Below are 15789 nucleotides of genomic sequence, written 5' to 3'. Positions count from 1 at the left end.
TGCCATCACTGACCGGTTTCATCAACAAAAGCACCATCCTCAACCCTCTTGATTTTGCCCCTGCATGCGACGTCAACAACACTACCAGGAGGATGGCACATTACTGAGAGCCGAACCAGTATCGTCACGGGGGGTAACTTCAGGCTTCTCGTTCACACCATCACGGGCTCGCCTGACCTGACTTCAACATCTGCAACGAGAGGTAGCCACTCTGCTTTGTGTCTTCTCCTGTACCTGTATTTCCTTATTTTGACCTTCTTCCTCTCAGGACACACAAGATTGCATTCCATTTCCTCCAGCACAACCTCAATCTCTGCAGGTTTGATTCCGGTCATTTCTTCAAGTTTCACAGTTCCAGCAAGATGCTTTTACAGTGTAATTGATTCCAAAATCACAGTGTTTGCTTGCAAGGGTTACATCGTATTCCATCATCAGCTTTTTTTCCCATAACTATGTATACTGCCGATGAAAGTGTGCTGACCAAGAGGACCATAATTCCGAAAATGTTTCCGGATGATGGTTCAGAGAGCAGAGTGAGTCCCAGAAAAGCTACGATCGTGCCACCATGCATTAATCATTTCATTCAAACATAAGAGCATCAGGACAAAATTTTAACATTAAGCAAACATTTATATATGGGGTTAGTGTAGAGAACCATGAAAATTTTGAAGTACCTGCTGGCTCTTGTACTCCTGCTCGTGTTTGTTAAAATGGCAGCATTGTTCCTGTTTATGGATTCCGAGTTATTTTTTGCAGATGATAACAACATAGATGGTTTCAAAACGGTTAACGAGTTACGGGAGCTTGGTGTTAATGTTTTCTACATGGAGATGGAGAGTAACGGAGCAAGAAAAATCGTTGTTTACTACGAACCGGATTTTAAAGGTGGAGACAACCAGCTTGCTATGGATTACGGAATAATAGCGGGATACCTCTTTGCTACAGAAAATTTCGATGCTATTGTTATTAAAAACTATTTCGAAGAAAACGAGGTGTTTTCAGTTTATATCACCTACGAGTCAATTTACAACTACCTGAATCACAAAATTTCCATTGAAGAGTTCAAGAATTCGTGGGAGGTGTACTCATGAAAATCCTTGTTTTTCTCACTTTTATTCTACTAATTTACCCCGTTTCTGCAATTTGCGAAGATGAGAAAGCAGAATACGAGAGGGCGTACAGCAACTATCAGGCAAATCCAAGTATTGAGACTAACAATGCTCTCAGTTCGGCATACAAAAACTACGTAAACTGTATTTCGGGCTCTACATCGAATTCCGGTGATACCGCTGGTTCCGATAGCTCGGATAGCTCAATGAGGGGAGAAATATGCAAAAAAGAGGAGGAAGAGTATCTCAGAGCGTTTGGAGAGTACCAGTCCACGTACGACCCTGCCGAAGCTGAAAAGAAGTACGTTGCATATCAGGAAGCTTATCAGAGATATATAAACTGCATTTCAAACACTCAATCAACAACTACAGGCTCAGATACTGTTGCGACACCCTCCAAAACAGCATCAGACGTCAACACTCCACAGAGGATTCGAGAAACCCTCAGGATTTACGATAGCGAAAATTTGGTTGTGATTTCCAGACCGACGGATGAAATAGCCGACGAGAAAATTATGGAAATCATCAACGAACTTGAAAAGCAGTTTGAGTCTTATGATTCCGAGAAGCAGAATTCCGAAGAAAAAGATGACACGATGGACAGAATTTTGGTCGCTGTTGACAGGATGATCGAGAGAGACAGAAAAGTGAGGGAACTGATGCAGAACAGAGATGATGAAACTCGGAAAATTGTCGAAGACGTTATAAAAAATACTCCTGAAAAGGAGAAAGGTCTCGTCGAGGAGCTTATGTACCTCGCATTGGAGAAGGGAAAGGAGAATGCGATGGAGAACACAAAGCAGTATCTGAAAAATGAGCTGACAAAAAGGGGGTATGGAAATCTGGTTTCGAAAATTGAAAAATTTGAAAGTTTGAACAGCAAGGCAAATGATTATCTTTCAAAAGCCGTTGAGCTGAAAGAAATAAAGGACGAGATTGACGGGACAAGTAAGCTTCATAAAGATGGGAAAATAACGGAAGACGATTCCAGAATACTTAAGGCTGCAGTGGGACTTAAAAAGGCGGTTTCGTGGATTACGTCAAAGATACCGATTTTAGGGGGCACGATGTCGGACATTTATGCAAAATCCCTTGATGCGGGAATTAAAACCGGAGTAATGCTTGGAGAGCATAAAAAGGATGTTAACGACCTCATCAACTGTCTTGAAACGAACACATGTTAAAAAATAGAAGTTTAACCGGATGGGGAGGGAATTTCGCCAACAACGTTGTCAACGAAGAGATCGTGGAGTTGTTTTTGCCTGTTTCTCCTATACCTATGCACAGCCTGCGATAGACCCTGCGACAAGAATTGCCATTCTATAATGAATTTTGTCTTCAACCGATTAACAAACCTTACACTGCTATTGCAAAAAGGCAAAAATTTTTGACGATTAATCGAAATGCCTCGAGTCGACCGTTATCTCATCCTCGCCAATACCGGTGTAACCGAGTCTTTCTGTGATGATTATGTATGCCATCTCAGGCGGTATGGCACCAATCTCGGTGATTATTACGTCTATATACTCTCGCGGTGTTACGTCAAAGGCAGGGTTTCTCACAGTTACACCCAAATCAAGAAGCTCCTTCGGCGCAACCTCGCTTGCATCTCTTTCCTCAATGACTACGAGTTCGCCAAAGAGTGTTTTCGGACTGAATTTGTAGGTCTCGGCAGCAACCATAAAAGGAACTCTTGCTTCCTTTGCCGCCAGGGCGATTTGAGACGTTCCAATTTTGTTTATCAGCGCACCATTTGCTGCAATTGTATCGGCCCCAACGATTACGCAGTCAACATCGTTAATGAAATATCTCACAGCGGAGTCAACAATCAGGGTTACTTTAATTCCACTTTCCCTGAGCTGCCTCGCCGTCAGATGTCCCTGCCATCTGGGCCGCGATTCTGTTGCTATAACTTCTATTTCCTTTCCGTTTTTATGAGCTTTCTTTATAACCGAAAGTGCTGCCGAGGAATTGCAGTGTGTCATTACAGTATATCCATCCTTTATCCTCTTTTCACCAATCTCACCGATCCTCTTCTGAGCATTCTCGACCCAGTTTATGAATTCCTCAGCCCTTTTTATCAAATTCTCCCTCTTCTCCTCAACGCTTTCTCCAGAATAGCTCATTACATAGTTTATGGCATTATAAAGGCTAACAGCCGTTGGACGGGTGTTCAGCAAAATTTCTGCAGCCTTTCTCATACAATCATCAAAATTATCCCATCTTATCCTCAATGCATAATCTCTCAGCGTTTCTGCGGCAAATCTGGCTATTCTCGCTGCCCCTCTCACCTCCATACTTTTTATTTTTTCTGCAGCTCTCAGAACGATATCCATGAAGCTTGTCATCTTAAAGAATTTTAAGCTTACCAGCATAGACCAGATGTGAAACAGCTCAGCTCGTTTGACATCAAAGCATGTGTTAATGAGCTCAGGGAACTGGTTGGAGGTAAAGTGGAGAAGGTGTACCATCACCCACCCAGTGAGATCAGAATTAGAATATATGCTGGCAGAAAGGTTGATCTCGTTATCGAGGCAGGAAGGAGGATCCACCTGACAAAATTTCCGAAGCAGGCTCCTCGCTTCCCATCAGCTTTCGCAATGCTACTGAGAAAACATCTTGAAGGTGCAAGGATTGTCAGTATTGAGCAGTATGACTTTGACAGGGTTGTGATAATCGAGTTCGAAAGAGTGGATGTAAGGAAAAAGCTCGTTGCGGAAATTTTCTCAAAAGGAAACATCATCCTCCTTGATGCCGACAACAGGGTGATTATGCCTTTGAAGCACACTGTTAAGGTTGGTGAGCCCTACAGGTTTCCACAGCCGATAGAGAGGAGGGATGAGAACAGAGAGGTGGTGAAATTTCTGGCAACCTCAGGTCTTGGCGGGCTGTATGCAGAGGAGGTCTGCCTGAGAGCCGGAATCGACAAAAGGAGAAAATACTCGGAATTAAGCGTTGATGAAAGGGAGAAAATCAAAAGAGAGGTTGAAGCTCTCATGAACTTTACCCCAAAACCACAGATAATTTTGAAAAACGGTGATTACATGGATGTTGTACCAATGGAGCTTCTGTACTATTCACAGTACGACAAAAAATACTTTGAAACTTTCAATGATGCACTTGACGATTACTATTCCAAAAAGCTGACCGAAATTGATGAACTTGAAAGTGCAAAAAGCGAGAAGCTGGAAAAGCTGAAAAAAAGACTTGAAATACAAAAAGAAAGCTTGAGAAAGTTTGAAAGCGATGCTGAGACCTTTAAAAGAATTGGAGACCTCATCTATGAGAACTACCGGATTGTTGACAGGATAATCGAAGCTTTCAGAAGTGCCAGACAGAAGAAAAGCTGGAAAGAAATCACGGAGATTGTGAGAAGGGATGAAAGGCTGAAAAGGCTTGTTGTGGACATTAAGCCGGAAAAAAGCAGCATAACCATAAAACTGGACGGATTCAACGTCGAACTTGATATCAGAAACAGCATACACGAAAACGCAGATGTGTATTATGAAAAGTCAAAAAAAGCAAGAGAGAAGGCAGATGGAGTAAAGAAAGCGATTGAGAAAACTATACGAGAAATGGAAAGAATTGACGAGGAACTTGAAAGAAGGTACATTTCAAGCATAAAAGTAAGAAGAAAAAGGGAGTGGTTTGAGAATTACCGATGGTTCATTACAAGCGAGGGTTTCCTGGCGATAGGAGGTAGATCCGCCGATATGAATGAGGAAATAGTCTCAAAGTATCTAGAAACAGGAGATCTATTTTTCCACACACAAACACCGGGAGCTCCTGTGGTTATTCTCAAAAGAGGTCAGGATGCAGGAGAGACAAGCATAAGGGAAGCGGCAGAATTTGCCGCAACATACTCCGCCCTGTGGAAGGAAGGAAAACACGCCGGTGAAGTTTACTACGTTCTACCCGATCAGGTGTCAAAATCTGCAAAATCTGGTGAATATTTGCCTAAAGGAAGTTTTTACATTACCGGAAAAAGAAACTACCTTACTGTCGAATTAAACTGTGGAATCGGAATTGAAATTGAAAAGCTGAGAGTAATTGGAGGCCCTGTGAGTTCGGTGAGAAAGTACGCTAACTATTACGTTGAACTTGAAATAGGGGAGATGGATGCAAACAGGCTGGGTGTGGAAATAGCAAAAAGACTTTCAGACATGGCCGGAGATGAGAGGCATATTGTGAGAGCAATAGCAACCCCTGACGAGATAATGAAGTTTATACCACCGGGAAAATCGAGGATAAGAGAATGAAAATTCTTGATTTCCCTTCGACAACGAGAACCAGAGTCCTTGCAGAAAAATACGGTTATGACGAATTTATTGTAAGAAGGTGGTTCAAATTTTTTGGCGAGGACACCATAAAAATCATGGAAACATTTGAAGAAGGGTTGCCGAAGTACATAAGGGTAAACACAATAAAGATACCGGAAAAAGAGCTGATTAAAAGGCTGGAAGTGAGAGGATTCAGAGTTGATCCAACCGACATACCGTACTGTTACATGGTCTCAAACGAGCCCTATTCCATCGGAGCTACGCCGGAATACCTGATGGGCTACTACTACATAATGGATAAGAGCTCATGTGTGCCTCCTCTCGTCTTGGCTCCCAAACCCGGAGATCTGGTGGTCGATCTTGCTGCATCTCCCGGAGGAAAAACAACATTTCTCTCAATGCTTATGCAGAATAAAGGAACTGTTCTGGCTGTCGAACCACAAAAGGAGAGGCTTCAGCCACTGATAGATAACGTTCACCGCATGGGTGCAATGAATGTGGCGGTTCTTAACATGGACGGGAGGAGTATTGGCAAAATACGGGAAAAAGTGGTGGGAGGGGTGGACAAGGTGCTACTTGACGCTCCATGCACCGGGGAGGGGATAATCCACAAGGACCCATCACGAAAAACAGATAGAGATGCGAAGGATCTGTCCTTTTGTTCGTATCTGCAGAAAGAACTGATTTTGGCGGCCTACGATATTTTGAAAGATGGGGGAGAACTCGTCTACTCCACCTGCTCAATGGCTCCAGAAGAAAATGAGATTGTTGTCGATTTTTTGCTTGAAATGAGAGAAAATGTAGAGGTCGTGGAAGTTGAATATGGCGTTGAGGGTTTAACAATTCCCGAGCTAGATCTGAAATGGCCAGAGGAGATAAAAAAGACCAGAAGACTCTTCCCCCACATTCACAGATGTTCTGGATTTTTTATTGCCAGGATAAGAAAGGTCTAGCTGAGATAAAAAAGCAGAACAGGTATGATCAGGCTGCCCATGCAGTTCACTCTCCTGATCTCCAGAAAGGTAGCTGCAAGACCGATGGGGACGACTGAGAAGAAAACTACAATGCCAAAAGTCCCCGTAAAGGTATATACGACGTATATTAGAAAACCGAAAACTGAAACTGAAAGAAACTGCATGTTTACACGGGAAACCAACGGCATAGCGATGTATGCAATCACCAGAGAGGCTACCAGAGAAATTAGACCGGCCACCACAACAAGAAGTGCGATTTCATAAAAATCAGGGATGTAACCCAGTCTCTTTAAGGAAGTCGCTGCACCACTCCTGGTTTTCCCCAGAGCCATATAGATATAAAAGCTCAGCACAGCATTTGATGTGTTGGCCGCACTCATGGCTGCGATATATCCCTCTCTATCCCTTTCACCTGCAGAAGCGATTAAGGTTGCGATACCACTGCTGACGCCGGGAAACATTGAAACGAGAAAACCAGCAAGAGACCCGCGTGCTACTGGATTTACATCAGGAAAAGAGAATTTTCTGATTTGATCAGGAAAGGAGGAACTGGAAGATTGTAGCAGAACTGGGACACCAAAAAGTCCTGTAAGTAGTGGAAGAAGAACAGAACCGGCCGGATTTGCATCTGCAAGGTGCATGTTCCTGAATGCAACGTATCCAGCAAAACCCGAAACCGCAAAAACGAGCGTTGCATAGAATCTCTTCCTCCATGAAGCGAGACTTCCCTCAAATTCATCCGATTTCTCGCTGAGAATCATAAAAACAGAGGTGAAAACAAGCACAGCGGGAGTAACGAGCTTTAGAATTCGTTGTTCGGAGGCTATTACTGAAACGGTAAAGTACATAGGCACGACCATCAGGATAGAAAGAAAGGATGAAATCACAGACGACGTCACAGCCTCCATGGCCCTCCCCTCCATCACCATCTGATGGACTGGAAAAGTTGCAATGACCGTTTCTTCATCCGGAACGCCGAGAATGGTTGTAGGAATGATGTCCGCAATTGTATATGCTATCGAAGAGCATACTATCACAATTCCCGGGTTCTCAAAGTATTCTGAGTTGATGGCCACAAGAATGGCAAACGTGTTGCTGTGTATACCCGGAATTATCCCTGCCACGATCCCCAGTAAGGTGCCTACCAGTACATCGTATAGCACACTTTGAGTCAGAATGTGACATATTAAGCTTGCGGTACTTCGAAACTTTTATTTGCTTAACCAGCTCAGAACAAAATGTGCGGTCGTAGTCTAGTGGTAGGACAACGGCCTCCCGAGCCGTTAGCCCGGGTTCGAATCCCGGCGGCCGCATCTTATATTTTAAATTTCTTAAAAACAATATTTAGCGACCTCTGAGCATCTTAATCATGTTGGATCGTGAAATAATTTTGAGATATTTGAGATAAGACGAAAATGTTAACCGGGCCCATTCTGACAAGTAACTGTTTAGTAAGGTAAAATTTATATTTGTTGTATGCTAATAAAAACTGGGGATTCGAATGTCAAATTTCCCATACACCACGGTTCCTGGGAAGTTGAAAAAGTTCTTTAAAATAATTCAGGAAACTAATGTACCTGAAAAAGTTACGCAAAGGTGGTTAGCAGCTTTAGGATTTAAAAGTAGCAATGATCGAACTATAGTAGGCCTCTTAAAAGATCTGGGATTTATAGATGCATCGGGAATTCCGACCGAGACATGGAATAACTACCGTAACAGAGAACTTGCACCAAAGATAATGGCATCAGCTATAAAGAGAGCTTATCAACAACTTTTTGATACATATCCTGATGCACACAGAAAAGATAAAGAAGCGCTGAAAAACTTTTTTGCCGCACAGACGAATCTTGCAAGCAATACGATCGACAGAATAATTTTAACTTTCAAAGCCTTATGCGAATTAGCAGATTTTGAGGAAACCGAATCAGTCACTCAAAATGCAAAAATGGATAAATCGTTAACTCGACCACCAACGATAAAGCTTCCAACACACGGTCTGGCGATTAACATAAACATACAGCTTCAATTGCCAGCCACCAATGATGAGGAGGTATACGACAAATTGTTTCGTTCACTTAAAAGAAATCTGCTTTCAGAATGAAATAAGCACAATTGAGGAATTTGTTAAAAATTCGAAGAAATTTGAAATAATTGCCCATAAGATACTCGGCATATACGAAAGTGCTGAAAAATCACGAGTTGTAAAATTAAATGAAAGTTATAGTGAATTAAACGGTCTATCGCTCGAACAAGATGAGCTATTTAGAGAAGCTCTGAGATGTGTCGAAAACGGGCTTTTCAGAGCAGCACACGTGCTCGCATGGGCAGGTTTTATAGACTTCATTCACGAGCTACTTCTGAAGAATTTCCAAAAACTCAAAGAAAAAAGGCCAAATTGGAAAGTATCAAGCAAAGAAGAATTAAGAGAGAAGTATCCAGATTACCAGATAATAGAGGCAGTAAAAGATATTGAAATTTTGAGAAAAAGTGAAATGAAAGTTTTACATGGGTTGCTAAGCAAAAGGAATGAGTGCGCACACCCGAGTGACTATTTCCCAGACATTAATGAAACACTTGGGTATATATCAGAACTTTTGAATCGTATTAAAATGATTTTGAATCGAATCGCAAAACAGTGAAATCTGTGATGTCTTTAGTACATTTAAGAACAAAAGGAAAGCTTTGAAGAACAAGAAGCTGGTTGAGTTCCTGCAGGCTTACGGTTTTGAAAATGAGAGGTTCAAGCTGCCGAAAGAGAGCGTTACGCTGTTTCCTTTGTTTCTGGTTGGGGTTATTGCGGTGATAATGGTCCTGGCTTTGAGGAGCGGATACCAGCACGCTCTCATGTTAAGCTTGCTGATGGTTGTTTACTTCATGCAGCTGTTCAGGGAGCTGAGGGAGTTATAGGCGGTCGTAAACTCTTTCCCGTTTGTCAACCTTGGCAATCCATACAATCTGGTTTTCGAAATCGATTTATATGATGATTCTGAAATTACCGACTCTGACCCTTAAATATGGTCCTCAATCTTTTTGATGTCGAGAGAAAAGGGATCTTCAAGCTTTCTGATCGTTTTGTATATCCTGACCCTCGTGATCTTGTCAAGCTTCTTGATGTCCTTAGCCGCTATATCGGATATTCTGACTTCAAACTTCATCCTCGATTCCAAGCTCCTTTTTCAGTTCTTCCAGCGAATACGTCTTCATCTTTCCTGTTTTACAGGCTTCAAGGATTTCCTTAACCTCTTTTAATTCCTCCTCACTCAGCTCATCAAAAAGCTCTTCCTCAATTCTTCTCAGCCTTCTGTCAATTTCTTCGAGCTTGTTCTCGATTCTGCGGAGAAGTTCAATTGCTTCACCCATCATGCTATCTTTGTTGGGAAAGATAAAAAGGTTATCCATGATTTGAGGGTTAGCAGGATTTAACAACAAGATTGAGTTAAAATTCTGATGACGTAATCTACAATCCTTGCATTGCCGGCTTCGGGGTTTCATAGTCTCGCGATGATGTATCCGTCGGTGTGTTGTTTCTGGTTGTACTGGTTTGTTGTTATTGGGAGTTCTCTTTGTGTGTGCCTGGGCCATCGGATGGCTATTTTGGGTTTTTCTGGTAGTGGCCCGCTGGGGTATCCTCCTACTTGTTTTGCTTTTTCCCAGTCTTTTCTGGCCGCGCTCTTGGAGAGGAAGGGCCCGACCAGGTTGGCTGGTCCTATCGCGAGGTCGTCCCCATATTTTTGTTTGAGAAGGCTGGCGGCTTTGTCGCTTATTGTCACGGCCGTCTCGGATCTGAACACGCCCGTGTACTCGTAGGTCCATGGTAGTCCTGTCGCGGCGGCTATTGCTGGGTTGAGCCCTTCATAGATTTCTCTCTCGCTGTATGGTTTTTTGGGTCATCCTACCTTGTGGGTGTACATGTCCGCGTATGCTGCCACGCTTTACGAGCTTGTTGCCTCTCCATTCTTTCGAGTTTTTGGATAGTATGTTGGTGGGCGCGTCGGGGTATTTTTGGTAGTATTCTTTTTCCATGTCGGGGCTCTTGCGGTTGCTGTTTATGAGTTTTAAAATTGGATGTTGCCCGTAGTCTTCTTTGGTGTCTATGTCGTCCATTCCCAGTAGAAATGCTATACTGTGTAGTTCTCCGTGTCCTGCAGCGTCTCCGAGCATTATGTAATAGCTCCAGAGCATGTTTTTCTTGTTGTTCCACATTGGCCATGTTTCTAGTGCTAGGTCGGCTACTCGTCTTGCTAGTGGTACGTGGTGGTTCCAGAATGCTCGTGCTGCATGGAAGCCGTAGAGGAAGTCTTTGTAGTTGGTGGTCCATGTCTTGAGGGGTGTCTCGGCGAGTAGTTGTAGTGCGGGGGCCCTGTCTTCTGGTTTAGAGAATTTTTGTTGTAGGGTGTGGTCGTCGACCGGGAAGAATGTTTTTCCCTGTTTGGTTAGGGTTATGTACCAGTCGGCGCTCTTGGTTGCGAGCTCGGTATAGTCTGGGCTTGTGATTCTTATTTCTGGTTTTTGGGGGTGTGTAGACTTCGAGGATTGTAACTATGTTTCCTTATGTCTTGTCTATAGTTTGGGTTATTTTGGTGTCTATGTTGTATGGTGTGTTTTTGGGTGTTTGTGGCGTGTGCGGTGTTGGTGTAACACGCATCGATTCACACGGTTCTGAGCAACCTTCAAAATGTAAGCCAAGAAAAAAGGCTGTTGTGAGAAGAGACCTTCTAAGAAAGTTTCTTCTCGTTACCTTATCCATGAAAGTGAACTACATTTCAACCGTCATGATGTCGAGAATCTTAACAACTTTCTCATCTTCATAGATTCTGCAAAAAGCTGTGTAGCTTCTTGCAATATGCATTCTGTATAACTCGTAGCTTGGAAGCTTTAGCTTCTTTTTATCTCCCCTTTTCCCGGGGTATGGGCTGTTAACAAGACTGCTAAGTTTGTCTTTTATTATCCCCTGACTCTTTTCAGGTAGGGAGTCGATAAACTCAAGTGCTTTTTTGCTGATTAGTACTTTATATCTCAAAATTTCAGCTCCACAAACTCCTCTTCTTCCTCTATTCTCATCATATCTTCGATGAGGTTCTTTTTCTTTTCGCTCTCGATGACCTCTATTAGATAATCGATCTTCTTCTTGAGGTCTTCAACATCTCTTGCAATCTTTTCAAGTGGAGTAATAAAGCAAAGTACATCATGCTACATGAAAGAATAAAAAAGTAGCTGAGTTTGCGGTAGCTCTGTTATGATATTTCCGGACTGTGGATCCACATCCAGCAGCTCTCAGCCAGGTTTATAGTTTGTTATGGATGTGTCAGTGTGCAAGAGTATCCTTCTGGAGCCCGGGCTGCAAAAAGATGTCAGCCGGGCTAGAAGTACGTTCCCGAAGGTTCCGGTTAATCCGGTCTGACATTCCCAATTTCATAACGAAAAATTTTTATAGAAATTATTATGCAGATTAACAACATTAATTAGGAGGTGCTGAACCGTGGAGGGACGAAAGCTTTTACTTGCCGGAGTCCTGTTTGTGATTTTTCTGACACCCGTGTCGGCTTTCTGGATTGGTGACAGCGGAAACAATCTGGATTTGAGTAAACTGCAGCCGGGTGATTTAATTCTGGAGTACAATCCGAAATTCGCCTTGCTAATCCCGGGACACTGGACACATGTAGCAATTTACATCGGAGATGGAAAAATCGTGGAGGCCACAGAAGATGGGGTTGTAGTGAATCCGGTAACAAACGTCCACAAAGCCTACGAAGCAGCTATCTACCGGGTTAAAACAACAGACAGCGTAAGACGGGCTGCAATAGAGTTTGCCCTAAAACAGGTTGGCAAACCATACGATTACAAATGGCTAACCTACGTTGGAGGCAAGGAGGTCTATGGAGACAGCTACTACTGCAGTGAGCTGGCCTGGGCGGCTTACCTGGCAGCCGGTGGACCGGACATCGACGCTAATCCGGGCTGGAGCTGGAAGTACGGATACAATGTTGCACCGCAGGAGGTAGCAGACGACGGCGATACAGTCCTCATAGCCTATTCAGAATGATGCTTTTTTAAAAATTTTTTAATAAGCTGTTGCGGTTCTCACTCTGCTCAGGTGTTCACCACCCTTCAGGAATACTGCTATTATGACTGCAGTTATCAGCGGAAACAGCACCATGATTGTGAAGACGTGCTGCATGCTGTCAATGAAGCCCTCGACCATGGCAATTAGCGGTGCCGGATATCCGTATCTTGCATAGTTCAGCAGTATTCTCATGGTACCGGGATCCGGAACCTGATTTGCATAACCCGGAATCCACTCTTTCATTCTGGCAGTGAGAAGAACACCGCCAACAGCCACACCCATGGCCTGCGCCAGAGTGTTCATTGACCTGATAGTTCCATTGGCCATACCCACCTTCTCAATGGGGACTGAAGAGATCATCACGTTGAATGAGGGGGACATGAGCAATCCCATTCCAAGACCCATTGGCGCTATGAGGGCAAAGAATTCCCAGTAGCCAATATCGAGGTAGATGTGGGTCAGATTATACAGACCGACAGCAAAAAGAATTGGACCGAGTGTCATTAGATACTTCGGATTTATCCTATCGCTCAGTCTCCCCGAAATCGGTGCAACGAGTGTATTCATGATAGGTATGGCGACCATCCAGTATCCCGAATCCTCAGCACTGAGAAATTTCAGACCCTGTAAAAAGTAGGGGATGACGAACAGAGATGCAGACATGCCAAAAAATAAAATGGGTGTGGCCGCCATGCATACGCTGAAATTTCTGATTTTAAAAAGACTTAAATCCAGCATAGGATACTCATAGGTTATTTCCCTCATAATAAAGGCGATTAGGTATGGGATAGCCACAATAAAGCATGATATGGTCTTCTGATTCGTCCATCCCCAGTCCTGACCCTTGATAATTCCAAGAGTTAGAGCCCCCAATCCGATCGATAGCAGAGCCGCCCCAAGCAGATCCACAGGTACCTTTTCCTTACCACCCAGTGGGGGAAGAAGGAACCACGCTCCGATTATGGAAATGATCCCAATTGGAACGTTGATGTAGAACACCCAGTGCCAGCTAAAGTTCGTTGTCAGCCATCCACCAATAATCGGACCGAGTGTAAAGCTCGACGCTATTAAAATGGCATTGAGTCCCATGACTTCTCCCCTTTTACCGGGAGGAAACAGCTCTGCTGCGATGGCAAGAGTATTTCCGCTGAGTATTGTTCCGCCAACAGCCTGCAGGGCTCTGAAGGCGATAATCGACTGAGTATTCCACGATTGTGCGCACAGAAAACTGCCCAGTGTGAATATTGCCATCCCAAAGATGAAAAACCGATCTCTCCTTACCATATCTCCTATTCTGCCGGTGATGACCAGAAGAACAACCATGGTAAGGGTGTATGCATTCATTATCCATTGGAGATCCGACATTGTAGCCCTGAAGTCCTCTGCAATTCTCGGGAGGGCAACGTTCAGAACGCTCACATCCAGCAGAACCATAAACAGTCCGGCACTTACAGGAAGGAAGGCTATCCAGCTCTTGAGGATATTATCGGACATCGAAGTTCCTACATCCGGGGAATTAAAACCTTATCGGAAAATGTGTCTTTTATCACCATCCATCCTGATAAGCGGCCTAGAAAGGTGTCTTCTTGCAGAAGGTGGAACTTCATAAAATCCTGTTTCGATCTCTCTACTTAGTAGCTCCTTAACCTTTCGCGACGCCCTTGTTTTGCATTTTCTGCATCTGAATCCCTGTCCTTTTCCTGCAGACTCCATCCTTTTTCCGCAGATGGCGCAGATTGGGTTTCTCTCAACATACACCTTGGCCAGTTTCACGATCCTGATCTTCTCAAGATTGATGGTATCCTTTTTCATCGATCCGTAAACCTCAACCTCATCTCCGGGTCTGAGCTGTCTGATTATGTTTCTGAACTGCTTGGTTGGCTCAAAGGCTGCACATTTAATCTCACCAAACCTGGTGTCAATTTCGAAGAATACATGACCCCCCTCGATGTCATAGGGTTCTCCCGTAACTCTACCCGTCACCTTATATGAGCGATAGTTCTCAAGCCCTGTTATGCTGATCCTGTCCGTATCTATAATGTGCATGTCTGTTGCATGATTTGTTATAAAGATCATTTTTCTGTCATAGGGTTCGGTTCTGATCATGTCGAGTGCATCGTAGAGAGCCTCTACGCTCTCCCCTCTCAATCCGTAAAGCACAGGACACGGTGTGTTTGGAATGCAGACAACCTTTTCATTACACCAGTCAACATTGTCGAAGGTCAGGGGATACAGCTCAAAATCCATATCGAAGAAACTTTCTTCATCGTACTCTCTCTCAGTTCCGAACTTTTCTGGATACCGGTACGCTATTAGCTCAAGCGTATGGTCATTCAACTCTGCACCCACTGCAGCAAGCGCTCCAATCAATCCCCTTCCTTTTTTGTACTTAAGATGCGGGATGAAATACTTTCCGATCAGGAAAAGAGCTTCATCAAGCATTACGACGTCTTTCATGGCCCTGTCTGCAAAGCTCTTCAGCTTAAGTGCCAGATCATCGTCGACAAAAACCACACCGGGATCTGTGTTCTCGTCCTCAATCATTGCATGTTCAAGAACCACCTCATTTACGACCTCCATAAGATCTTCCCTGTCCTCAACGTCCACAAGAAAGCTTACCGCACCATTCCCTCTCGTTTTGTACGGAATTGTGGGGTTAAGTCTTATAAGCCTTGGGAACCCCTCAACTCTCCCCAGCTCACTCTCAACTCTCTCCATGATGAGAGTTGCGAGATACGTTGTGCACATCCCCCTGCTGCTGTCCGTATCATCAATTCCTACCCAGACCCTCATTCAATCTCGCTACCTTTGCTGCGATATAATCAGATTTCGTTCTCTCGATACCTGCTCTTGCAACATCAAGTTTCCTTCTCAACCCGGGAACGAGCTTTTCCGGCAGAAACGTGAAAGATACTAGCTCATCATATATTTTCTCCATCAGCACCATCATCCTTTCTGCATCTTCGAAATTCCCCTCAACCAGCCTGTTCAATGCGTACCTTCTAAGTTCTCCGATCAAATCTGCCAGTCCCGTAACCATTGCCGATGGCTCTATATCAAGATCAATTGAAAAGCTGAATTCCCCCTTTACTGCTTTGTGGAAAGCAAATGCTTCTACAAGCTCCTGCATGGCATCGTGTGTGAGGGAGTAGTAAATTTCGGGAAATTTTCTGAACCTCACGACCTTTTCAAGTACTTTCAAAGCTCTCTGGATTTTTTCTTCCGCCCCTTCGATGTCTCCAGCGTGAAGTAGGGCAGTTGCCTTTGTGGAATTCGTCCTCAAATCTCTGACAAGTGTGAGAAGCTCCTCTCTGGCCCTCTCAAGTGAAATCAATTTGTTTCTGCATTCCTCAATTTCCATA

General features: G+C 43.8%; 18 protein-coding genes, 1 tRNA gene and 1 pseudogene. 9 read left to right on the top strand and 11 right to left on the bottom strand.

The features are described 5' to 3' along the window. Positions 1 to 5 precede the first annotated feature (5 nt). Positions 6 to 290 (bottom strand): annotated as a pseudogene (locus JFQ59_RS12360) (DUF22 domain-containing protein). Between the two features lie 366 nt (positions 291 to 656). On the opposite strand from JFQ59_RS12360, the gene JFQ59_RS00355 reads away from it, so the two are divergent. Together JFQ59_RS00355 and JFQ59_RS00350 are read left to right on the top strand one after the other, a co-directional pair. Next, complete coding sequence (locus JFQ59_RS00355; RefSeq protein ID WP_202318406.1) at positions 657 to 1091, top strand: hypothetical protein; 435 nt, start codon at positions 657 to 659, stop codon at positions 1089 to 1091. After that, positions 1088 to 2293: a hypothetical protein gene (locus JFQ59_RS00350; RefSeq protein ID WP_202318405.1), complete on the top strand. Its 1206-nt coding sequence runs from the start codon at positions 1088 to 1090 to the stop codon at positions 2291 to 2293. Before JFQ59_RS00355 ends, JFQ59_RS00350 begins: the two co-directional genes overlap by 4 nt. Before the next feature lie 210 nt (positions 2294 to 2503). On the opposite strand, the gene JFQ59_RS00345 is transcribed toward JFQ59_RS00350, so the two are convergent. Beyond that, positions 2504 to 3445: a ribose 1,5-bisphosphate isomerase gene (locus JFQ59_RS00345; RefSeq protein WP_202318404.1), complete on the bottom strand. Its 942-nt coding sequence runs from the start codon at positions 3443 to 3445 to the stop codon at positions 2504 to 2506. Positions 3446 to 3493: 48 nt separating this feature from the next. On the opposite strand from JFQ59_RS00345, the gene rqcH reads away from it, so the two are divergent. Both rqcH and JFQ59_RS00335 read left to right on the top strand, forming a co-directional pair. Then, positions 3494 to 5368 (top strand): ribosome rescue protein RqcH, encoded by a 1875-nt coding sequence (gene rqcH, locus JFQ59_RS00340; RefSeq protein WP_202318403.1) that lies wholly within the window; start codon positions 3494 to 3496, stop codon positions 5366 to 5368. Further along, complete coding sequence (locus JFQ59_RS00335) at positions 5365 to 6342, top strand: NOL1/NOP2/sun family putative RNA methylase (RefSeq protein WP_202318402.1); 978 nt, start codon at positions 5365 to 5367, stop codon at positions 6340 to 6342. The genes rqcH and JFQ59_RS00335 overlap by 4 nt, the downstream gene beginning before the upstream one ends. Here the strand turns inward: JFQ59_RS00335 and JFQ59_RS00330 are convergent. After that, the gene (locus JFQ59_RS00330) at positions 6339 to 7526 is read right to left on the bottom strand and encodes a tripartite tricarboxylate transporter permease (protein WP_202318401.1); all 1188 of its coding nucleotides are present in this window, start codon (positions 7524 to 7526) and stop codon (positions 6339 to 6341) included. The genes JFQ59_RS00335 and JFQ59_RS00330 overlap by 4 nt on opposite strands. Before the next feature lie 79 nt (positions 7527 to 7605). On the opposite strand from JFQ59_RS00330, the gene JFQ59_RS00325 reads away from it, so the two are divergent. The 4 genes from JFQ59_RS00325 to JFQ59_RS00310 all read left to right on the top strand — a co-directional run bounded on the left by JFQ59_RS00325 (position 7606) and on the right by JFQ59_RS00310 (position 9270). Beyond that, positions 7606 to 7676 (top strand) — tRNA-Gly (locus JFQ59_RS00325). A gap of 188 nt (positions 7677 to 7864) precedes the next feature. Beyond that, entirely contained in the window at positions 7865 to 8464 is a 600-nt protein-coding gene (locus JFQ59_RS00320; protein WP_230972168.1) for a DUF5343 domain-containing protein, read from the top strand. Next, positions 8403 to 9002, top strand: a complete 600-nt coding sequence (locus tag JFQ59_RS00315; protein WP_202318399.1) for a hypothetical protein — start codon at positions 8403 to 8405, stop codon at positions 9000 to 9002. Before JFQ59_RS00320 ends, JFQ59_RS00315 begins: the two co-directional genes overlap by 62 nt. A gap of 43 nt (positions 9003 to 9045) precedes the next feature. After that, entirely contained in the window at positions 9046 to 9270 is a 225-nt protein-coding gene (locus tag JFQ59_RS00310; protein WP_202318398.1) for a hypothetical protein, read from the top strand. 101 nt (positions 9271 to 9371) lie between these two features. Here the strand turns inward: JFQ59_RS00310 and JFQ59_RS00305 are convergent, their stop codons facing one another. The 5 genes from JFQ59_RS00305 to JFQ59_RS00285 form a co-directional block, all read right to left on the bottom strand. Continuing rightward, complete coding sequence (locus JFQ59_RS00305) at positions 9372 to 9518, bottom strand: type II toxin-antitoxin system RelE family toxin (protein ID WP_202318397.1); 147 nt, start codon at positions 9516 to 9518, stop codon at positions 9372 to 9374. Further along, positions 9508 to 9723, bottom strand: coding sequence for a hypothetical protein (locus JFQ59_RS00300; protein ID WP_202318396.1), 216 nt, complete (start codon positions 9721 to 9723; stop codon positions 9508 to 9510). The genes JFQ59_RS00305 and JFQ59_RS00300 overlap by 11 nt, the downstream gene beginning before the upstream one ends. 128 nt (positions 9724 to 9851) lie before the next feature. Then, positions 9852 to 10154 (bottom strand): hypothetical protein, encoded by a 303-nt coding sequence (locus JFQ59_RS00295; protein WP_202318395.1) that lies wholly within the window; start codon positions 10152 to 10154, stop codon positions 9852 to 9854. A gap of 61 nt (positions 10155 to 10215) precedes the next feature. Continuing rightward, the gene (locus tag JFQ59_RS00290; RefSeq protein WP_230972167.1) at positions 10216 to 10524 is read right to left on the bottom strand and encodes a hypothetical protein; all 309 of its coding nucleotides are present in this window, start codon (positions 10522 to 10524) and stop codon (positions 10216 to 10218) included. A 595-nt stretch (positions 10525 to 11119) separates the two neighbouring features. Then, entirely contained in the window at positions 11120 to 11383 is a 264-nt protein-coding gene (locus JFQ59_RS00285) for a type II toxin-antitoxin system RelE family toxin (RefSeq protein WP_202318393.1), read from the bottom strand. Between the two features lie 459 nt (positions 11384 to 11842). On the opposite strand from JFQ59_RS00285, the gene JFQ59_RS00280 reads away from it, so the two are divergent. After that, positions 11843 to 12406: a YiiX/YebB-like N1pC/P60 family cysteine hydrolase gene (locus JFQ59_RS00280; protein ID WP_202318392.1), complete on the top strand. Its 564-nt coding sequence runs from the start codon at positions 11843 to 11845 to the stop codon at positions 12404 to 12406. 18 nt (positions 12407 to 12424) lie between these two features. Here the strand turns inward: JFQ59_RS00280 and JFQ59_RS00275 are convergent, their stop codons facing one another. From JFQ59_RS00275 to JFQ59_RS00265, 3 genes are read right to left on the bottom strand one after another with little or no spacing between them, the layout of a single operon-like run. Further along, positions 12425 to 13921: a DHA2 family efflux MFS transporter permease subunit gene (locus tag JFQ59_RS00275; RefSeq protein WP_202318391.1), complete on the bottom strand. Its 1497-nt coding sequence runs from the start codon at positions 13919 to 13921 to the stop codon at positions 12425 to 12427. A gap of 30 nt (positions 13922 to 13951) precedes the next feature. After that, the gene (locus tag JFQ59_RS00270) at positions 13952 to 15220 is read right to left on the bottom strand and encodes a tRNA(Ile)(2)-agmatinylcytidine synthase (RefSeq protein ID WP_202318390.1); all 1269 of its coding nucleotides are present in this window, start codon (positions 15218 to 15220) and stop codon (positions 13952 to 13954) included. Then, a complete protein-coding gene (locus tag JFQ59_RS00265; protein ID WP_202318389.1) occupies positions 15198 to 15788 on the bottom strand; it encodes a translin in 591 nt (196 codons plus the stop codon). Before JFQ59_RS00265 ends, JFQ59_RS00270 begins: the two co-directional genes overlap by 23 nt. Position 15789 lies beyond the last annotated feature (1 nt).

Source organism: Archaeoglobus neptunius (assembly GCF_016757965.1).
GTDB classification, from domain to species: Archaea; Halobacteriota; Archaeoglobi; order Archaeoglobales; family Archaeoglobaceae; genus Archaeoglobus; species Archaeoglobus neptunius.
The sequence above is the reverse complement of the archived record's forward strand: the minus strand, read 5'-3'. Positions and strand labels throughout refer to the sequence as shown.

Excerpts from the sequence above, each read along its gene's own strand:
- JFQ59_RS00305 (WP_202318397.1), bottom strand. The coding sequence starts at position 9,518 with ATGAAGTTTGAAGTCAGAATATCCGATATAGCGGCTAAGGACATCAAG.
- JFQ59_RS00275 (WP_202318391.1), bottom strand. The coding sequence starts at position 13,921 with ATGTCCGATAATATCCTCAAGAGCTGGATAGCCTTCCTTCCTGTAAGT.
- JFQ59_RS00345 (WP_202318404.1), bottom strand. The coding sequence starts at position 3,445 with ATGGATATCGTTCTGAGAGCTGCAGAAAAAATAAAAAGTATGGAGGTG.
- JFQ59_RS00320 (WP_230972168.1), top strand. The coding sequence starts at position 7,865 with ATGTCAAATTTCCCATACACCACGGTTCCTGGGAAGTTGAAAAAGTTC.
- JFQ59_RS00315 (WP_202318399.1), top strand. The coding sequence starts at position 8,403 with ATGATGAGGAGGTATACGACAAATTGTTTCGTTCACTTAAAAGAAATC.
- JFQ59_RS00265 (WP_202318389.1), bottom strand. The coding sequence starts at position 15,788 with ATGGAAATTGAGGAATGCAGAAACAAATTGATTTCACTTGAGAGGGCC.
- JFQ59_RS00290 (WP_230972167.1), bottom strand. The coding sequence starts at position 10,524 with ATGCTCGGAGACGCTGCAGGACACGGAGAACTACACAGTATAGCATTT.
- JFQ59_RS00270 (WP_202318390.1), bottom strand. The coding sequence starts at position 15,220 with ATGAGGGTCTGGGTAGGAATTGATGATACGGACAGCAGCAGGGGGATG.
- JFQ59_RS00355 (WP_202318406.1), top strand. The coding sequence starts at position 657 with ATGAAAATTTTGAAGTACCTGCTGGCTCTTGTACTCCTGCTCGTGTTT.
- JFQ59_RS00335 (WP_202318402.1), top strand. The coding sequence starts at position 5,365 with ATGAAAATTCTTGATTTCCCTTCGACAACGAGAACCAGAGTCCTTGCA.
- JFQ59_RS00300 (WP_202318396.1), bottom strand. The coding sequence starts at position 9,723 with ATGGGTGAAGCAATTGAACTTCTCCGCAGAATCGAGAACAAGCTCGAA.
- JFQ59_RS00350 (WP_202318405.1), top strand. The coding sequence starts at position 1,088 with ATGAAAATCCTTGTTTTTCTCACTTTTATTCTACTAATTTACCCCGTT.